Annotated in this window: 18 protein-coding genes; 10 read left to right on the top strand and 8 right to left on the bottom strand. The window is 69.0% G+C overall.

What is annotated here, in order from left to right; translation table 11 throughout:
* Positions 1–134 precede the first annotated feature (134 nt).
* Positions 135–317: a hypothetical protein gene (locus tag QSJ59_RS13205; protein ID WP_285759822.1), complete on the top strand. Its 183-nt coding sequence runs from the start codon at positions 135–137 to the stop codon at positions 315–317.
* Positions 318–457: 140 nt separating this feature from the next.
* On the opposite strand, the gene QSJ59_RS13200 is transcribed toward QSJ59_RS13205, so the two are convergent.
* Positions 458–1,345 carry a LysR family transcriptional regulator gene (locus QSJ59_RS13200; RefSeq protein WP_285759821.1) on the bottom strand — a complete coding sequence of 296 codons (888 nt, stop codon included), beginning with the start codon at positions 1,343–1,345 and terminating at the stop codon, positions 458–460.
* A 97-nt stretch (positions 1,346–1,442) separates the two neighbouring features.
* On the opposite strand from QSJ59_RS13200, the gene QSJ59_RS13195 reads away from it, so the two are divergent.
* Positions 1,443–1,907, top strand: a complete 465-nt coding sequence (locus QSJ59_RS13195) for a PACE efflux transporter (RefSeq protein WP_285759820.1) — start codon at positions 1,443–1,445, stop codon at positions 1,905–1,907.
* Positions 1,908–2,298: 391 nt separating this feature from the next.
* Here QSJ59_RS13195 and dhaM read toward each other — a convergent pair whose 3' ends face one another.
* On the bottom strand, positions 2,299–2,691 hold the full coding sequence (gene dhaM / locus QSJ59_RS13190; RefSeq protein WP_285759819.1) for a dihydroxyacetone kinase phosphoryl donor subunit DhaM: 393 nt from the start codon (positions 2,689–2,691) through the stop codon (positions 2,299–2,301).
* A 130-nt stretch (positions 2,692–2,821) separates the two neighbouring features.
* On the opposite strand from dhaM, the gene dhaK reads away from it, so the two are divergent.
* The 3 genes from dhaK (at position 2,822) to QSJ59_RS13175 (ending at position 5,836) form a co-directional block, all read left to right on the top strand.
* Positions 2,822–3,823 (top strand): dihydroxyacetone kinase subunit DhaK, encoded by a 1,002-nt coding sequence (gene dhaK / locus QSJ59_RS13185; protein WP_285759818.1) that lies wholly within the window; start codon positions 2,822–2,824, stop codon positions 3,821–3,823.
* Between the two features lie 9 nt (positions 3,824–3,832).
* Positions 3,833–4,483, top strand: coding sequence for a dihydroxyacetone kinase subunit DhaL (dhaL, locus tag QSJ59_RS13180; RefSeq protein WP_285759817.1), 651 nt, complete (start codon positions 3,833–3,835; stop codon positions 4,481–4,483).
* Between the two features lie 240 nt (positions 4,484–4,723).
* Positions 4,724–5,836 (top strand): N5-glutamine methyltransferase family protein, encoded by a 1,113-nt coding sequence (locus QSJ59_RS13175; RefSeq protein WP_285759816.1) that lies wholly within the window; start codon positions 4,724–4,726, stop codon positions 5,834–5,836.
* Positions 5,837–6,101: 265 nt separating this feature from the next.
* Here the strand turns inward: QSJ59_RS13175 and QSJ59_RS13170 are convergent, their stop codons facing one another.
* A complete protein-coding gene (locus QSJ59_RS13170) occupies positions 6,102–6,851 on the bottom strand; it encodes an SDR family NAD(P)-dependent oxidoreductase (RefSeq protein WP_285759815.1) in 750 nt (249 codons plus the stop codon).
* 83 nt (positions 6,852–6,934) lie between these two features.
* Between QSJ59_RS13170 and QSJ59_RS13165 the strand changes: the two genes are divergently transcribed.
* Positions 6,935–7,552 carry a TetR/AcrR family transcriptional regulator gene (locus tag QSJ59_RS13165; protein ID WP_285760153.1) on the top strand — a complete coding sequence of 206 codons (618 nt, stop codon included), beginning with the start codon at positions 6,935–6,937 and terminating at the stop codon, positions 7,550–7,552.
* Between the two features lie 371 nt (positions 7,553–7,923).
* On the opposite strand, the gene QSJ59_RS13160 is transcribed toward QSJ59_RS13165, so the two are convergent.
* Positions 7,924–8,931, bottom strand: coding sequence for an NADP-dependent oxidoreductase (locus QSJ59_RS13160; RefSeq protein ID WP_285759814.1), 1,008 nt, complete (start codon positions 8,929–8,931; stop codon positions 7,924–7,926).
* A 183-nt stretch (positions 8,932–9,114) separates the two neighbouring features.
* On the opposite strand from QSJ59_RS13160, the gene QSJ59_RS13155 reads away from it, so the two are divergent.
* The 3 genes from QSJ59_RS13155 (at position 9,115) to QSJ59_RS13145 (ending at position 11,855) form a co-directional block, all read left to right on the top strand.
* Complete coding sequence (locus tag QSJ59_RS13155; protein ID WP_285759813.1) at positions 9,115–9,624, top strand: winged helix-turn-helix transcriptional regulator; 510 nt, start codon at positions 9,115–9,117, stop codon at positions 9,622–9,624.
* 550 nt (positions 9,625–10,174) lie between these two features.
* Positions 10,175–10,663 (top strand): GNAT family N-acetyltransferase, encoded by a 489-nt coding sequence (locus QSJ59_RS13150; protein ID WP_285759812.1) that lies wholly within the window; start codon positions 10,175–10,177, stop codon positions 10,661–10,663.
* Between the two features lie 424 nt (positions 10,664–11,087).
* Complete coding sequence (locus QSJ59_RS13145; protein WP_285759811.1) at positions 11,088–11,855, top strand: S1 family peptidase; 768 nt, start codon at positions 11,088–11,090, stop codon at positions 11,853–11,855.
* Between the two features lie 315 nt (positions 11,856–12,170).
* Here QSJ59_RS13145 and QSJ59_RS13140 read toward each other — a convergent pair whose 3' ends face one another.
* Both QSJ59_RS13140 and QSJ59_RS13135 read right to left on the bottom strand, forming a co-directional pair.
* Positions 12,171–13,121, bottom strand: a complete 951-nt coding sequence (locus QSJ59_RS13140; RefSeq protein WP_285759810.1) for a helix-turn-helix transcriptional regulator — start codon at positions 13,119–13,121, stop codon at positions 12,171–12,173.
* An 81-nt stretch (positions 13,122–13,202) separates the two neighbouring features.
* A complete protein-coding gene (locus QSJ59_RS13135) occupies positions 13,203–14,084 on the bottom strand; it encodes an SDR family oxidoreductase (RefSeq protein WP_285759809.1) in 882 nt (293 codons plus the stop codon).
* 125 nt (positions 14,085–14,209) lie between these two features.
* On the opposite strand from QSJ59_RS13135, the gene QSJ59_RS13130 reads away from it, so the two are divergent.
* Positions 14,210–14,815 (top strand): TetR/AcrR family transcriptional regulator, encoded by a 606-nt coding sequence (locus tag QSJ59_RS13130; RefSeq protein WP_285759808.1) that lies wholly within the window; start codon positions 14,210–14,212, stop codon positions 14,813–14,815.
* A 116-nt stretch (positions 14,816–14,931) separates the two neighbouring features.
* Here QSJ59_RS13130 and pip read toward each other — a convergent pair whose 3' ends face one another.
* Both pip and QSJ59_RS13120 read right to left on the bottom strand, forming a co-directional pair.
* Positions 14,932–15,903: a prolyl aminopeptidase gene (gene pip / locus QSJ59_RS13125; protein ID WP_285759807.1), complete on the bottom strand. Its 972-nt coding sequence runs from the start codon at positions 15,901–15,903 to the stop codon at positions 14,932–14,934.
* Positions 15,904–16,228: 325 nt separating this feature from the next.
* Entirely contained in the window at positions 16,229–16,840 is a 612-nt protein-coding gene (locus QSJ59_RS13120) for a TetR/AcrR family transcriptional regulator (protein WP_285759806.1), read from the bottom strand.
* Positions 16,841–17,029: the final 189 nt, after the last annotated feature.

Genomic DNA, 17,029 nt, shown 5'->3' with positions numbered 1-17,029 from the left:
ATGCCGGATTTACTGCTGCGGAGCCCTACGGTGATCACCGCGACCTGCGGCGGGTCAAGCCGGCCGCCGGGGCGAGGTGTGCGCATTTACTGCGGCGGTGCCGGAAGGGCGGGGCGGGCATGAGGATCGAACCGGTGACCGCCCCGCCCGCGTCGTGCACCGCGGCGGTCGAGCGCTACCGCACCGGCGCAGGCATCGCGAAGTCCTCCACGCGGATCTACCGGATCTCGCTGACGACGTGGGGATGGATGCTCACCGGCGAACCGGCGCCGACCGGACCCGTCCGCCGAGCCCCGGCCGCCCGCCGCAAAGGGTGAGCCTCCGGAACCTACCGGTGGGTTACTTGCTCCCCGGTGTCCGAGCTAGGACTACCCGGCCGTGACCAGGCGCCAGACCTGGACCGAGGACAACGCGATGCCCGACCCGGCACCTGCCCCCGGGACGTTTCGGCGTCCGGTCAGCGGTGGTCGCGACACATCAGCCCGATGACCTCCCCTGCGGCCCGGCGCACCGGCTTTCTGCGCAGCCACACCAGGTACACCGGCATCGCCACCCCGTTCCTGAGGTTGTCGAACTCCAACACCCTCACCCTTCCGGCCGAGACCGCGACCTGAACCGCTCCCAAGGGCAAGTTGGCCCACCCCGCTCCGCGCTCCACGAGCCCCAACGCGGCCTCCACCGAGTCCACGTGCCATCGGGCGTCGGAGACCAGGAGTCGACGCTCGGCGACCGCGTCGTCGGGGCCGGCGACCACGATCTGGCGGCTGGCGCCGAGGTCTTCCAAACGCCGCAGGTCGGCGGGGAGACCGTGTGTGTCCGCGGTGGCCGAAGCCACCGCTACGAAAAGCACGTCGGTCACGTTGGTGAAGGCCTCCTCACGGTCCACGTCCGGGGATACGGCCAGCAGCACCAGATCGGCCCGTTCCTGGTGCAGCATTTCCCGGACCTGGTCTTGGGGCATTCGGAGCAGGTTCACCCGCAGCAGGGGGTAGCGGCAGCCGACCCGGGCCAGAGCCTCCAGCAGGTCCTGGTCCGGAACGCCGGAGGCCACGGCGACGGTGAGCGTGCTCTCCAAGTCCTGCGACAACTCCACGGCGTGGACCTGCAACAGCCGCAGCCTGCTGACGACGGAGCGTGCGTGGGGCACCAGGGCCAGCGCCTGCGGGGTGGGCACCGCCTCGCGGCGCGACCGGTCGAACAGGGGGTAGCCGAGTTCGGCCTCGATGTTGGCGATACCCATGCTCACCGCGGACGGCACCCGGCGCAGCGCGCGGGCCGCGCCGGAGAAGGAGCCGTGGTCGACCACGGCCAGGAACAACTCGATGCCATCACTGGAGAGGGACATGCACCTGTCAACTTTTCTGAAAGGAACTGACTTTTCTAGTCAACACACCTGAATATAGCGTCTGCCTTCCTTGACCAACGGAACGGGAGTGTGCGCTGTGCAAGGTGTAAAGCGCAAGCTGGTCTACGTAGGCGGCTACGAGATCCTGGGACTCGCGGTGGGCACCGTGGTGATGACACTGCTGACGGGCGAGTCACCGGCCACCACTGGGCCGTTGGCGCTCATGCTCACGGGTGTGGCCACGGTGTGGAACCTGGCCTTCAACTACCTGTTCGAGGCATGGGAGCGGCACCAGCGCGACCGCACGCGCACCGTGCGCCGGCGCGTCCTGCACGCCGTGGGCTTCCAGATGACCCTGGTGTGCTTCCTGGTCCCGCTCATCGCGTGGTGGCTGGAGATCACGCTGACGCAGGCGTTTGTGCTGGACCTGGTGTTCATCGTCTACATCCCGTTCTTCACCTTCGCCTACAACTGGGCGTTCGACCGGCTCTTCGGTGTTCCCAGCTCGGCGCTGAACGAGGTCCGGGAACCGGAGCGAGCGGAGCCCCAGCGTTCCGCCTGAGGCGGGCGGCAGCGAACGCGCGCTCGGAAGGCTTCAAAACACATATCCGCACTGAGGGTGCGTGGACTGCCCACCGGTCGGCGGCGGGCCCGGCAAGGGCGCGGCAACATCAGGGCCGACCGCGCAGGAGAGGGCCGAGGGGTTCGCTCCGCCCCCGTGCACCGGAACCGGGGGATCCACGGACAAGGGACAGCCCAGCCCCACGCGCCACGGCGAAGCTTCGACTCGGCGCACCCAGGCGGGCAGGGGCGTGGTGATCGCGCGCGCGGACTTCTCCGGCCGGAAAATCCCGGCCGGTATCCGCACCGGTGTGGACGGCTCAACGGACTATTGTCCTACTGCGCCCCGGACGGCGACGGCCTCGACGGCATCGGAACTGTCGATGGCGGATTCAGAGCTTGTGAAATCCACGGGCCTCCTCCGCCGCGGCGACCACCGTCGCCAGGTCCGCCCCGGCTTCCGCGGTGGCTTTGGCCGACACCGCACCCTCGACGAACGGAGCGTCCACCAGGACGACCGAGTGGTCCGCGCAATCCTCCAGGACCATGCGAGCGGTCAGGACGGAACTTCCCAGGTCGGCGAGCACGACCACGCCGGCGCCGCCATTCGCCCGCTCCACGGCCTGCTCGATCAGCGCATAGGAAGAACCGAGCCCGCCGTCGTCGGTGCCTCCCGCGACCTCGACGGTGACCGCCCCCGTCCCCAAGGCGCCCAGGAGGGCGGCGAGCCCCCGGGCGAGTTCGGCGCTGTGCGAGACCAGGACGACTCCGACTGTGGCTGTCATGTCAGCTGACCCTACTCGCGGACTTTCCTTTCTTCGCGGAGGCGTTCCGCGGTGGTCGGCCGGGTAGGTCAAAGCCGTCGCCGCGCCAGCGTCCACCGCGCTCACCAGGCGACTTCCGCCAGGAGGATCAATGAAGAAGTTCATCAACAGCCCCGACACCGTGGTGCGCGACGCACTCTTCGGATTCGCCGCGGCCCACCCGGACCGGCTCTGCGTGGACGTGGAACGGGGGGTGATCACCCGTGCCGAGCGTCCCCGGGCCGGCAAGGTCGCCCTGGTTTCGGGAGGCGGCTCCGGCCATGAGCCCCTCCACGGGGGGTTCGTGGGGCCGGGGATGCTGGACGCGGCGTGTCCCGGTGAGGTCTTCACCTCCCCGGTGCCCGACCAGATGCTCGCCGCCGTGGCCACCGTTTCCGGTGGAGCCGGGGTGCTTTTCGTGGTCAAGAACTACACCGGCGACGTCATGAACTTCGAGATGGCGGCGGAACTGGCCGCCGAGGACGGGATCGAGATCGCCACCGTCCTGGTGGACGATGACGTCGCGGTGCGCGACTCCACCTTCACCGCGGGGCGTCGCGGCACGGGCGCGACGCTGTTCGTGGAGAAGATCGCCGGTGCCCTGGCCGAGCAGGGAGCCGACCTGGCGGCGGTCGCCGATGTCGCCCGGCTCGTCAACGAGCGCTCCCGCTCCTTCGCGATCGCGCTGGAAGCCGGCACCACCCCCGCGGCGGGCCGGCCCGGATTCGACCTCGCCGACGACGAGATCGAGGTCGGTGTCGGGATCCACGGCGAGCCCGGGCGCAGCCGCGAGACGATCAGGCCGGCCCGCGACCTGGCCGCCCGATTCGTGGACAGCGTCCTAAAAGACCTGCCCCTGTCCTCGGCCGACCCCACGATCGTCCTGCTCAACGGGATGGGAGCCACTCCCCTGCTGGAGCTCTACCTGCTCTTCGGCGAGATCGCGGCACTGCTGGAAGAGCGCGGAGTCGTCATCACCCGCAGCCTGGTGGGCAACTACGTGACCAGTCTGGACATGGCAGGCGCGTCCCTCACCATCTGCCGTGCCGACGAACGGCTGATCGAACTCTGGGACGCTCCCGTGCACACGCCCGGCCTGACCTGGGGAGGGTGAAGGATCCACATGCGAGGAGAAGACGCGATGGACACCGTGACCACCGACCTCGTCCTGTCCTGGCTCAGGACAGTGGACGAGCGTGTGCGCGAGCACGCCGACGAGCTGACCCGGCTCGACTCCGCCATCGGCGACGGCGACCACGGCAGCAACCTGCACCGTGGCTTCGTGGCCGTCACCGCGGCGCTCACCCGATCGTCTCCGAGCGCTCCGGGTGAGGCGCTGACGCTTGCGGGACGCACGCTCATCTCCACGGTGGGCGGTGCGTCCGGTCCCCTCTACGGGTCGGCGCTGCGTGCGGCCGGTAAAACGCTCGACGGGGTCGAGCCGATGCCGGGCGAGCTGCTCCAGGCGCTCACCGCAGGACTGGAGGCGGTGCGCAAACTCGGCGGTGCCGTGCCCGGGGACAAGACCATGGTGGACGCGTTCACGCCGGCGGTCGAGGCGTTCGCCGCGGCGCTGCGAGCCGGTAGCGGGCTTCCCGCCGCCAGCGCCGCGGCAGCAGACGCGGCAGAAAAGGGAGCCCGGTCCACCATCCCCCTCACCGCGCGCAAGGGTCGTGCCTCCTACCTGGGTGAACGCAGCCAAGGCCACGAGGACCCGGGCGCGGTCTCCACCGCACTGGTGTTTCGCGCGCTCGCCGATGCCGCGGCCGATTAGCCCGTCCCCGGTCATCCTCGGGTGGTCTATCATCCAGTGGATGCCCCGGAGGCGCTGTCGTGTCCGGGCGGGATGAATCCCGGACGAAGGCGGACGATGGCCCTCGGCGGCCGTCCGGCTCACACGCCGTCACGGGGGCCGGCCATCATCTGAGGTCCACCACCTTCCAGCGCCGGCACACGCTCTCGGCGTAGGCGTGATCTTCGTGTCTCAACCACGTTCGATCCCCTAGGAGCCCCCATGCCGCGAGTCCACTGGAGCGAAGCCGACGAGCAGCACGACGCCGAATGGCGCTCCGAGAGCCAGCCCGCACCCAGAAAGGTCGTCATCGCCGACGACCGCATGCGCGCCGAGACCGCCTACCGTCTGGTGTGCGAAGGCACCGCATTGTTGTGGCGCGGCACCTTCCCCGGGGCACGCCAACTGCTTCAGGTGATGACCCGGCGCCACGACCGCAAACCGCCCCGGCAGGGCGCGACCCCTGCGGAGACCTTCCACCTGCACCGCCACTCCCGCGGCCAGCGAGCCCGCACCCTCGGCATGGTGCTCGTGGAACTGGACCCCGACCACCGGGTCCCGCTGCGCAGGGCCCCCGACGCGCGAAAGGCGTGCGCACAGGTCTACGGCCCGCTCGACGCAACAGTGGTGGTCTCCCTGCGGGAACTGCTCGGCGTGATCAGCGCCTACGAGTGGCGCCGCAAAGGAGTGGAGATTCCCGCACTCGGCAAGCCGATCCACCCTCATTACGGAGTGTTCTCCCCGGTCAGAGGTGAATACGTGGATCTGGTGGCCACAGCGCCGCTGCCGGCGGGAGCCGGGTTCACGGCGTTCGACATCGGGACGGGAACCGGAGTGCTCGCCGCGGTCCTCGCCGAACGCGGCGCGGGCCGGGTGATCGCCACCGACATCGACCCGCGTGCGGTGGCCTGCGCCCGGGAGAACATCGGCGCCCTGGGCCTTGACGACCGGATCGAGGCGCGGTGCACGGATCTCTTTCCCGCCGGTCGTGCCGCGCTCGTCGTGTGCAATCCGCCCTGGGTCCCCGCCAGGCCGAGCACCCCCATCGAGAAAGGGGTCTACGACCCGCGGAGCCGGATGCTGCGCGGTTTCCTCGACGGACTCGCCGACCACCTCGAACCCGGGGGCGAGGGCTGGCTGGTCCTGTCCGACTTCGCCGAGCACCTTGGGCTGCGGCCGCACGGGGAACTGCTTTCCGCATTCGAGCAGGCCGGTCTCCGCGTCGTGGACCGCATCGACACCAAACCCCGGCACCCGCGCGCCTTTGACGCGGACGACGCACTGCATCGGGCCCGGGCCGCCGAGACGACGTCACTGTGGCGGTTGCGGCCGTAACCGGGTTCCCTGCCGACGCATCGCGGCGGCAGGGAACAACACGGGTTTCCCTCTGAAGAACCGGTTGGCGGGGTGCCCCGAGCGTCCGCCGCTCGTCGGTGCCCGGTACCTCCGTGCCACCGGGCACATGCCCTCCCGCCGCATCCCGCGTGGCCTCCGCGACCAAGGCTCGAATCCTCCTGTGCCCGGTGTCTCCAGGAAGTACCTGAACGCCTTCTGGGGATCGATCCCCCGGGCGGAGCGGCAGGCGAGCCGCGCGGCCGCATCAGATCTGGTTCGCGCCACCGTCGACGTAGAGGTTGGCGCCCATCATGTAGCTGCTGTCCGCAGAGGCGAGGAAAGCCACCGCGGTGGCGACCTCCTCCGGGCGCCCGATCCGGCCCATCGCGACCTCGGCACCGAGCTTCGCCTTGAAAGCGGCTGAGTCCTCCTCGCCGACGAGTTCGGTTATGCCGGAGGTGTCGATCGGCCCGGGCGAGACCGCATTGACGCGAATGCCCCGGCTGTTGAGTTCGTTGGCCCAGGTCCGCGCGAAAGACCGGACAGCGGCCTTGGACGCCGCGTATGCGCCGAACGCCGGTGTGCCGCGGTCGGCGGCCGTGGAGGCGTTCAGAATGACCGAGGCGCCGTCGTTGAGGAGTGGCAGCGCCTTCTGCACGGTCAGGAGCGTGCCCTTGACGTTGACCTCGAAGACGCGGTCGAAGTCCTCGCCGGTGGTCTGCTCCAGCGTCGCGAACGAGGCGGTGGCCGCATTGGCGAACAGCACGTCCAGGCCCCGGCCCCGCTCGCGTACCGCGTCGTACAGCCGGTCCAGGTCGGCCGTGTCGGTGATGTCGCCAGGCACCGCGACGACCGCGGAGCCGATGGACTCGACCGCCTCCTTCAGCTCGGCCTCACGTCGACCGGTGATGAACACGTGCGCCCCCTCGGCCACCAGCCGCGCAACGGTGGCCCGGCCGATTCCCCGCGTTCCGCCGCCTGTGACGACAGCCGTCTTGCCTTCGAGTGTTCCCATGAGTGACCTCTCCCTATTTATGTTCCGATCGGTACAGAAATGGACTGTAGCACTTCCGGTCCACTCGGTACAGAAGGGGTATGATGCGGAGCGTGGAAGATATACACAGGGCGCCGATCGGCCGGCCGCGAGGGTTCGACACCGATGAGGCCCTACAGCGGGCCATGGTCGTCTTCTGGGAACACGGCTACGACGGCGTGAGCCTCACCGACCTGACCCGCGCGATGGGAATCACCAAGACCAGCATGTACGCGGCCTTCGGCAACAAGGAGGACCTCTTCCGAAAGGCCGTGGAACGTTACGCCGAGGACACTGCCTCCTACAGCATCCGAGCACTACAGGAGCCCACCGCCCGGGAGGTGGCCACCGTCTATCTCACCGGCTCCGTCCGTGCCTCGACCCAGGACAGCCGTCCGGCCGGATGCCTCGGCGTCCAGGGCATCCTGGCCGCAGGCCACCTCGGACAGAACGCTTGCGACATGCTCGCTGCGTGGCGCGACGGCAACCGGGCACATCTTCGTGACCGCTTCCAACGCGCCATCGACGAAGACGACCTGCCCGCGGGCACCGACCCGGACACCCTCGCCCGCTACCTCATGACCATGGCGAACGGAATCGCAGTCCAGGCGGCCGCGGGCGCCACCCGCGACGAACTCCAACGGGTCGCGGACGCAGCCCTTTGCAACTGGCCAGCCGCCTGAGCTTGTTCTTCGGCCTACCCCGGGCCTTCCGGGCTTGCCGATGGCATTGAGGGTCTTGTCGGCGTCGTAGCGGGGTGCCTTGCGTTTGTTCTTGGTGAGGATCAGGCCGACGGGTCCGGTCGGGCGATCCGCGCGCTCACGGCGCGGCGTCCCTGTTCCAGGGCGCGCAGGTCCTCCATGTTCAGGTCCATGAAGAGGTCATCGCGGAACGGCTTCCCCCATCAGACGCCCCACCACCCCCTGGCCGAGTCCGTCGTCGTCCTCAACGGCTGATCGGAACTTCTCCGAAGTCACGGCCAGGGGCAAAGCAACCCGTGGGGAGCTTCGGGGCCGTCGCTCTGCGCCATGTGACGCCCGGATTTCCAGGGGGATCAGGTGGTCATGCGAACGACGACCTTGCCTTTGGCCCGGCCCCGGTCCAGGTGGACGAAGGCGTCAGCGATCTCCTCGAAGGGGAAGACACGGTCGGTGACGGCCTTCAGGCGACCCTCGTCGACAAGGCGGGCCAGCAGGGCGAGGTCGGGTCCGCTGGGATGCATGAAAAGGAACCGGTAGACGACGCGGTGGGCCCGAGCCTGGCGTCGAAGCTTCGCGCTCGCAAGCCACAGCAGCGCGGAAAGCCCGAATCCTCGGCCCAGATCCTTGCGGGCAGTGACGGGCTCGGGTGTCCCGGCGATGGTGACCACCTTGGCCCCCGGCTTGAGGATGGTGAAGATGTCGGTCAGATCCCGACCACCGATCAGGTCCAGGGCGCCATCGTAGTCGCGTAGGTGTTCGGCGAACTTCTGCTCCTTGTAGTCGATGATCGTCTTCGCGCCCAGTGAGCGCACCAGATCCGCGCCCTGGGCAGAGGCGGTCGTCGCGACCTCAGCCCCCATCCAGGTGGCGAGCTGGATGGCGAGCGTTCCGACGCCCCCGGCACCACCGGAGACGAATACCCGCTGTCCCGGCTGCACGTCGAGTTCGTCGCGCAGTGCCTGGAGCGCGGTGAGACCCGCCAGCGGCAGCCCCGCGGCGTCGGTGAAATCGAGGGAGGAGGGCATCTTCGCGGCCAGGTCGGCGGGGACGACCACGCGGGGCGCGAAGGCCCCCAGGCTCAGCTTGGTCACCCTGGCGAACACCCGGTCCCCAGCGGTGAAGCCGGTAACACCCGCTCCGGTCTCCCGCACGACTCCGGCCAGTTCGTTCCCGGCCACTCGGGGCAGCTTGAGTCCCAGCAGTGGTTTCAGGCCGCCCCGGCGCAGCTTGGAGTCGAGGGGGTTCAGGCCTGCGGCGCGCACGTCGATAAGCAGTTCTCCCGGACCCACGGTTGGTTCCGGGACCTCCCGCATCTGCATCACATCGGCGTTCCCGTACCCGGTCAGCACATAACCCTGCATGACGCCCCGTCTCTTCAGTCCATGTCCGGAGCATGGGTCGATGCCTCTCATGCACGCGCATGCGAGTCGTGTCGGCAGGGAACGAGCGCGGCCCCGAGGGTCGTGCTCAGGCCACGCGTCCGACGCCGACGACACTAGCTGAGTATATAAAAATAAACTCAGCCTCGGGTAGAGTCTCTCCCCATGGACGCGTGGATGGAATCCGGCATGGAAAGTGCGGTGGCCCCTCGGCTCGACCGGGACGCGTCGAACTGTTCGATCGCGCGGACTCTGGAGATCGTCGGCGAGAAGTGGACGATCCTGATCCTGCGCGAGGTCTGGTACGGCTCGTTCCGCTTCAGCGACTTCGAACGAGTCCTCGGCTGTCCTCGCAACCTCCTCGCCGCGCGGCTCCGAATGCTCGTCGAGCAGGGGATCCTGGTAACCGAGGCCTACAAGGAGCCAGGTTCGCGCAGCCGACCGAAGTACGTGATCACCCCCAAGGGCATGGACCTGGTGCCGGCTGTGATGGGGCTCCTTCAGTGGGGCGACCGCTACCGCGCGGCCCCGGAGGGTCCGACCGTCCTGGTGCGACACCGTGGATGCGGTGCGCGCGTCGAGGCCCAGACACGCTGTGACCACGGCCATCATGTGCAGGCCCATGACATGGAGAGCGTCCCTGGCCCGGCCTGTCTCCCCAAGCCTGCGCAGTGACAGCGGTGTTCCCTCTTCCGTGGAGAGAGGGCAGACGCGTCCGCGTCGACCGCTACGAGCCGCGCCGGGCGCCGCCGATCTGCCAAACGCGCCGGTGGACGAGCGGCGAGGCGGCTGACGAGGGCGACCACCTCTGTCTCACGGCTGATGACACGGTTGTTGATGGAACCCCGTATTGGCGGCTCTTTGACCCGTGCGGCATGTGCCTGTTCCCGCGCGTCCGTGACAGGGGCCGGCCGCGTGCCGCCAGTCCTCGGCCTTGGCCGGGGCCTCCTGCCAGTGCCCGACCGGGCGCGTAATGGGGCCGGGGGAAGAACTTCTGGCCACGCAGCTACTCGCGGGGTGCTCTGCGCCCGGCGGGAGCTTCGGGAGAAGCGGGCCGAGTACAGGCCGTGTAGCCGGCGATCCGACGCTAGTCACACCCGATGATCATGGGCAGTGGCCAGAACGCCAAATAACCCCGAATTCTCGCCACCCTGTTTTCTGCCACGCCGAGGAGAGCGGGAAAACCGCTCGCCCCGAGCCGTTCCGGTGCGCCAGGCTGGACACCATGCTGATCAGAGAGGCGACCGCTGCCGACTGGGATTCGATCTGGCCCTTCCTGCGCGCCATCGTGGCCGCTGGCGAGACCTTCACCTGGGATCGTGACACCAGTGAGGAGCGGGCCCGGGAGATGTGGTTCCAGCAGCCGCCCGCACGGACGATCGTGGCGGTGACGGACGACGGCGCGATCGCCGGGAGCGCCAAGACGAACCCCAATCACATGGGGCCGGCCGCCCACATCGCCAACGCGAGTTTCATGGTCGATCCCGCGCATGCAGGGAACGGTGTGGGGAGGGCCCTGGGCGAGTACGTCCTGGAACAGGCCCGCATCGAGGGTTATCGGGCGATGCAGTTCAACGCTGTGGTGGCGACCAACACCCGGGCCGTTCACCTGTGGCGTTCGCTGGGCTTCGAAGTGCTGGGCACGCTGCCCGAAGGCTTCGACCATCCTGTCCACGGATACGTGGGGCTGCACATCATGCACCGGTGTCTCTGACCGCACGTACCGCTTCGGTCGGAGACGGGAGTCCTGACGGTCGCCGTCGTCGAGGACCGGCCGGTGCTGGAACCGGCCCCCTCGTCGCCGTTTCGCTGCCGTCTTTTGCTCCCGCACCTGGTGAGGTGGCCACCGTGGCCAGGGACCTCCGCCAGCCGTTGTGGGGCGCTGACACCACGACACCGTGGCACCCGGACCCACCGGTACCGACCTTGGGAACTCGGGAACCCCGGCGGGGGCCGACTTTTGTAGGGGGTGGATTGGCTCTCGCGGACGATGTCCCCACGGTGCCGGCTCCCTAGGGTCGTATGTGACGGCAAGCAACGATGCGGTCACACGCACAATCGAAGGGATTGAGACGGACATGGTCGGCATCCACGGGAACCGGAACGGGCGAGGCCGAACGGTAGCGGTCGCAGGGGCGGTGGGAGTCACCTCACTGCTCGGCACGATGGTGCTGGCCGCGCCCGCCTCAGCCGTCATCGGCGGGGTCGACGCCACCGAGGAGTACCCGTTCGTGACCGCCCTGTTCGACGACCAGGGCCTGCACTACTGCGGAGGTTCGTTGATCGATGAGCAGTGGGTGCTCACCGCCGCCCACTGCTCCGACTTCGACCTGCTCAACACGGAGAGCATCTCCGTGCGGGTGGGCAGCAACGACCTGGGGGAGGGCGGCAGCGAACGCACGGTCGCCGAGGTCGTCCAGCACCCGGACTACGAGATGGAGAACGTCAGCGACGATCCCGACTACCCCAACTCCAACATCCTGGTGCGCAAGGACATCTCACTGCTGAAGCTGGACTCCCCGGTCGAGCAGACCCCCATCCGCATCGCCGAGGACCGGCCGCAACCGGGTACGGAAGTACGCGCCCTGGGCTGGGGCGTGGTCGACGAGCTGGGCTGGGAGCCCAAGCCCGAGATCCTGCAGCAGCTCGACACCGAGATCGTGCCCGACGACCGATGCGCCGAGCTCGACGGCGAGCTGTGCTCCGAACACCCCACCGATGAGGCGCAGGTCTGCTCGACCGACTCGGGCAGCCCCATGATCCGCGGCAGCGAGGGCGACTGGGAGCTGGTCGGCTTGACCAGCCGTGACGGCGACTACGACGAGAACGTGGCCTGCGTGGGCCCGTGGGTCTTCACCGAAGCGGCCAAGTACGGCGACTGGGCCGCCGACACGGTCGGGAAGTAGCCCGCGCTTGGGGCCCCGGCAACGTTGCGGCGCGCAGGTGCCGTTGGGGAACCGGGGCCCAGGATCGCAGTCCGGCGACTGAGGGCCGAGATCGCGACGGCTCCCCGCAACCCTGGGTTGCGGGGAGCCGTCCTCCTGTCGGGAAAACCTCGGACGGGCAGAACGACTGACCTCCATAGGAGTGTCCCCGGGAGCGGCGTCATGTCCGCCCCGTGTTCCCCGACAAGCGTTCCCGCCGTGCTTTCCCGTCAGGGCGGACGGCCCCACGTGATGGCTGCTCCTGGTGGTGGGCGACGAGCACGACCCTTCGCAGTACTAGCCGGCGGCGCGGGTATAGCGGGCTCCGAGTTCGCGCAGGTGGTCGGCGAGGCCCGGAGCGTCGACGATGTCGAAGTCGACCCCGATCATCCCCAGGTAGAGGGCCAGTCTCTCCGGAGAGTCGTTGCCCGTGTGCAGCAGGCAGCAGTGCTCGTCGACTGCTTCCAGGGTTCCCCAATCGGGGTCCCACCCGGTCAGCGATTCCGCCGACGCGTGCAGCCGTACGACGGCCCGGTAGCGGATCGCCGCGCCGACCACGCCGGCGACCACATAGGTGGCGACATCGCCGCCCGGTGCCTCACGCGGGACGAACCGGGCCCCGTTGGGCCTGCGCAGCAGCATCCGGTCCACCCGGAAGGACCGCCAGTCCTGCCGCGCGGTGTCCCAGGCGGCGAGGTACCAGCGGCGATGGGCGTGGACCAGCCGATGGGGTTCCACTTCGCGGGTGCTGGCAGCACCGTCGTGATCGAGATAGTCGAACCGCAGACGTTCGTTGTCGCGGCAGGCTGCGGCAACCGTGCCGAGGACGTCGGCGGACACGGCCGGGGTCTCGGCGGCCACCGCCACCGTGGCGGAGTGCAGGGCGTTGACCCGGCTGCGCAACCGGGCGGGCAGCACCTGCTCCAGTTTTGCCAGCGCCCGCAGTGATGTCTCCTCGATACCAACCACCGTCCCGCCCGCGGCGGTACGCAGTCCCACCGCGACCGCCACCGCCTCCTCGTCGTCGAGCAGCAGCGGGGGCATCTGCGCACCTGCTCCGAGCCGGTATCCCCCGGCCGCGCCGGGAGTGGCGTCCACCGGGTAACCCAGTTCACGGAGTTTTCCGACGTCGTGCCGGATGGTCCTGGTGGACACCCCGAGCCGTTCGGCCAACTGCGGACCGGACCAGTCCCGGGACGTCTGGAGCAGGGACAAAAGACGCAACAGCCGCGCGGAGGTTCCCAACATGGCCTCATTGTGCCCGTTGTCGCGGAACCGTTTCTTCCGCGATGTCCTTCGAGCCCACCGCTGTGAAGAACGGCGTCGGACTCAGAGACCGTGGCCTTCCGGAGCGGGAACGGCCTGCTCGGCGGCCCGGCTGGTCTCCTCCCATGCCGCCCAGGTCGTCATGCGTTCGCGCGAGACGTCGAAGGCCAGGTCGTAGACCCTGCTGCCCAGGAGCAATCGCAGCGGTGGATCGTCGCTGTCCACGAGCTTCATGAGAGCTTCGGCGGCCAGAGCCGGCATGCTGTCCACCGACTCCTCGGCGAACCGCTTCTCCAACTCGGCGCGCAGCGGCGCATAGGCGTCCAGTGGTTCGGTCGCGGTCAGCCCGGCGGTGTAGAGGCCGGTCCAGTATCCGCCCGGTTGGACAATGGTGACCTTGACGCCGAACGGTGCGGCCTCAGCGGCCAGAGCCTCGCTCATCCCCTCCAGCGCGAACTTGCTGGCGCTGTACATTCCGGTCGACGCGAAGCCGCCCAGCGCGGCGATACTGGAGACCTGCACGATGTGCCCCGACCCCTGGGCGCGCAACCAGGGCAGAACCGCCTGGCTGACCCACAGGGCACCGAAGAAGTTGGTCTCCATCTGGGCGCGGGCCTGCTCCTCGCCGAACTCCTCCAGCATCCCCATCGCCAGGAAGCCGGCATTGTTCACGACGATGTCGAGGCGGCCGAAGTGACGCGCCGCGGTGTCGACGGTCTGGCGGACCGCGGCCCGGTCGGTGACGTCCGTTCCGAGGACGAGAAGGCGGGCACCGTACTCGGCGGACAGCGGTGCCAGGTCCTCGGTGGTGCGGGCCACGGCGACCGCACGGTCGCCCGCTTGCAGAGCGGCTTCGGTGAAGGCCCGGCCCAAGCCTCGGCTCGCACCGGTGATGAACCAGACGCGATCGGCGCTCGCGTCGGTCGACGAATCGGTAGAGGTCATGGACGGGGCTCCTTTGCATCAATTCCGAGACGAACCGTCTCGGCTTGTCAATGCACACTGTACGCCCCTGTTCCACAAAAGCAAGACGGTGCGTCTCGTCTCATTGTTCCGGTATGCTCCCCCGCATGACCTCGCAGCGCAACGCGCCCAACGTGGCCAGGCGCAACCAGAGCACTCGCCGCGCCATCCTCACCGCCGCGCTCGATCTCGTGGCAGAGGTCGGATACGCGCGCTTGAGCGTTGAGGGAATCGCAGCCAGGGCCGGGGCGGGCAAGCAGACGATCTACCGATGGTGGCCTTCCAAGGGCGCGGTACTGTTCGACGCCCTGCTGATGCTCGGCGAAGGGCAGGGAGACCGGCCCAGCGAACTCCCCGACACCGGCAACCTCGAAGCCGACCTCACGACGGTGCTGCATGCCACCGTCGAGGAGTTCAACGACCCCCGTCTCAGCGAGCCGATGCGCGCCCTGACCGTGGAGATCCTCCTCGACCCGGCCCTGGCCGCCGACTACACCGAACGCCTCGAAAACCCGATCAAAGAGCTCAAACGCCGGCGGCTGCGCAGCGCACAGGAGGCCGGACAACTCGCCGCCGATGTAGACCTCGACGTGGCCATCGAACTGCTCTGGGGGCCACTGCGCAATCGCTGGCTGCACAACGAGGGCCCGCTCACCACACAGTTCGCCGACACCGTGATCGAGACCGCTCTCAACGGGCTACGCGCCCGCTGACCGTTTCGCCTCCCCCGCGAGAAACCCCGGTGACAGGCAGGCGTCGAACAGGGAGAAGACCGGCTCTTCGTATCCCCGCACCGGGTGTCGTCCCACCGGCGTCGGTGGGATTTTGTTCAGCGTGCGGCCGACCGGTCGGCGAAACCGTCCACGGCGTCGAGAAGCCGGTCACGCATGGTGTCGCTCCCCCGGTGCCCGGAGTCGTCGATGACGAGCAGCCGGGCGTCGGGCCAGGCCCGGGCGAGCTGCCAGGCGGTGTCCAGCGGACAGCTGAGGTCCAGCCGGCCGTGGATCAGGACCCCCGGGATCCCGGACAGGCGTCCTGCGTCGCGGAGCAGGGCGCCCTCTTCCAGCCAGGCGCCGTTGGCGAAGTAGTGCGTGACGATCCTGACCAGTGCCAGCCGATCCCTGGCGGGCCGGTTGCCATAAGGCGCCGGGCGGCCGTTGGGCTCCATCGAGACCACCGCGTCCTCCCACGCGCACCAGTCGTCGGCCGCCTTGGCCCGGACTGCGGCGTCGGGGTGTTCCATGAGGCGTGCGTAGGCCGCCACGAGGTTGCCGCCACGGTCCTGCTCGGGCAGCCCGGCCCGAAACCGCTCCCACTCCTCGGGGAAGAGCAGTCCGGCTCCCCGGTAGAGCCAGTCGATCTCCGACCGCCGGGTGGTGGTGACGGCGATGAGGACGACCTCGGAGACGCGGTCCGGGTGCTGCTGGGCGTAGGCCAGGGACAGCGTCGATCCCCAGGATCCGCCGAAGAGCAGCCAGCTGTCGATGCCCAGGTGCTCGCGGAGGCGTTCCATGTCCTCGATCAGGTGCCAGGTGGTGTTGCGGCTCATGTCCGTGGCGGGCTCGCTCGCGTGCGGGGTGCTGCGTCCGCAGCCACGCTGGTCGAACAGGACGATCCGGTAGCGTTCGGGATCGAACGTCCGACGGCTGCCTGCCGAGCACCCCGACCCGGGGCCTCCGTGGACCACGAGCGCGGGTTTGCCCTCCGGGTTGCCACAGACCTCCCAGTAGACGAGGTTGCCGTCACCGGTGTCGAGCATCCCGTAGTCGTAGGGCTCGATCGGCGGGTGCTGCTGGGCCATGGCAGGGGCTCCTCGGAGTGCGGGCGCTACCGCACCATTGCAACACGGGATGTCCGACCACACATCCCGACCACGGGCAACACGGGTGTGCACATGACTGCGCCCCGACCGGGCCGAGACGGACATGCTCGGCCGATGCGAACACACGAATACCCGCAGTCGCCCGGACCACGAACGGAAGGCGCCGTCGCCCCCTCTACCGCTCGGAACGGACGTTCCGGCGCCGGACGGGAGGCGCACACCTGGTGCCGCGCCTGACGATTCCCCACTCCAGCGCGGCGTACGCACCGGGCCGGAACGCGCGGTTGCCGCTCCACGGCCACCGTCAGCGCTCCCCGGCCAGGCCGCGAGGCGGCCCCGCGAAAACCTCGACCATGCCGACGACCTCTTCCGGGACGTTTCGGGACCACGCACGACCGGGCTTGTGCCGGCGGATCGAGATGATGCCGTGCAGGGCGATCGAAAGCCGGTCGACCGCCTCGACGGCCTTGGCCATGTCGCCGACGAAACCGGTGGCCAGCAGGTCCCGGGCCATCGACCCGATCAGCTCCTTCGACCAGGAGTCGACGACGCCTGGATCCTTGAGGCGCTCGGTGCTCTCGAAGAGCAGTTGGTAGGGGCCCGGGTACTCAAGGCCCCACAGCACGTAGGCCAGGGCGGTCGCGTCGAGTCGTTCACGCGGATGTGCGGATGTGCGCCCCGCGGAGTCGATCCGGGTGCGGACATCGGTGAAGTGCTGGTCGAGCACCGCGTCGATGAGGGCGGCCCACGAATCGAAGTGCAGGTAGACGGCGGTCGCCGAGACGTTGCAGGCGCGGGCGACCGCACGCAGTGAAGGAGCAGGAGCCGGGCTGGCTTCCAACAGCATCACCGAGGCGGCGTCCATCAGGGCCTGGCGCAGGTTCCGGCTGTCCCGTTTGAGAGGGGCGGTGGTCATGGATTCTCTCCATCGCTGGTCGTTTGTCGGCTGGTGTCCGGACCGGGACGACGACCCCATGTCCGGTACGGACCGCCGGAACCGTCTCGCGGCGAGTTCTCCGCTGTTCTGCCACGCGCCGACGCGAAGAGGGGGCCGGCCGCCCGAACAGACCGGTCGGTACCGTCGCGCGGGGTGGGCACGAGCCGG

This window comes from Nocardiopsis ansamitocini (assembly GCF_030268225.1).
Taxonomy (GTDB): Bacteria; Actinomycetota; Actinomycetes; order Streptosporangiales; family Streptosporangiaceae; genus Nocardiopsis_D; species Nocardiopsis_D ansamitocini.
This window is presented reverse-complemented; position numbering and strand designations above follow the sequence as displayed.

What these genes read in the sequence shown, in the direction of transcription:
- QSJ59_RS13200 (WP_285759821.1), bottom strand. Translation starts at nt 1,345, where the DNA reads ATGTCCCTCTCCAGTGATGGCATCGAGTTGTTCCTGGCCGTGGTCGAC.
- dhaM (WP_285759819.1), bottom strand. Translation starts at nt 2,691, where the DNA reads ATGACAGCCACAGTCGGAGTCGTCCTGGTCTCGCACAGCGCCGAACTC.
- dhaK (WP_285759818.1), top strand. Translation starts at nt 2,822, where the DNA reads ATGAAGAAGTTCATCAACAGCCCCGACACCGTGGTGCGCGACGCACTC.
- dhaL (WP_285759817.1), top strand. Translation starts at nt 3,833, where the DNA reads ATGCGAGGAGAAGACGCGATGGACACCGTGACCACCGACCTCGTCCTG.
- QSJ59_RS13175 (WP_285759816.1), top strand. Translation starts at nt 4,724, where the DNA reads ATGCCGCGAGTCCACTGGAGCGAAGCCGACGAGCAGCACGACGCCGAA.
- QSJ59_RS13170 (WP_285759815.1), bottom strand. Translation starts at nt 6,851, where the DNA reads ATGGGAACACTCGAAGGCAAGACGGCTGTCGTCACAGGCGGCGGAACG.
- QSJ59_RS13165 (WP_285760153.1), top strand. Translation starts at nt 6,935, where the DNA reads ATGCGGAGCGTGGAAGATATACACAGGGCGCCGATCGGCCGGCCGCGA.
- QSJ59_RS13160 (WP_285759814.1), bottom strand. Translation starts at nt 8,931, where the DNA reads ATGCAGGGTTATGTGCTGACCGGGTACGGGAACGCCGATGTGATGCAG.
- QSJ59_RS13155 (WP_285759813.1), top strand. Translation starts at nt 9,115, where the DNA reads ATGGACGCGTGGATGGAATCCGGCATGGAAAGTGCGGTGGCCCCTCGG.
- QSJ59_RS13150 (WP_285759812.1), top strand. Translation starts at nt 10,175, where the DNA reads ATGCTGATCAGAGAGGCGACCGCTGCCGACTGGGATTCGATCTGGCCC.
- QSJ59_RS13140 (WP_285759810.1), bottom strand. Translation starts at nt 13,121, where the DNA reads ATGTTGGGAACCTCCGCGCGGCTGTTGCGTCTTTTGTCCCTGCTCCAG.
- QSJ59_RS13135 (WP_285759809.1), bottom strand. Translation starts at nt 14,084, where the DNA reads ATGACCTCTACCGATTCGTCGACCGACGCGAGCGCCGATCGCGTCTGG.
- QSJ59_RS13130 (WP_285759808.1), top strand. Translation starts at nt 14,210, where the DNA reads ATGACCTCGCAGCGCAACGCGCCCAACGTGGCCAGGCGCAACCAGAGC.
- pip (WP_285759807.1), bottom strand. Translation starts at nt 15,903, where the DNA reads ATGGCCCAGCAGCACCCGCCGATCGAGCCCTACGACTACGGGATGCTC.
- QSJ59_RS13120 (WP_285759806.1), bottom strand. Translation starts at nt 16,840, where the DNA reads ATGACCACCGCCCCTCTCAAACGGGACAGCCGGAACCTGCGCCAGGCC.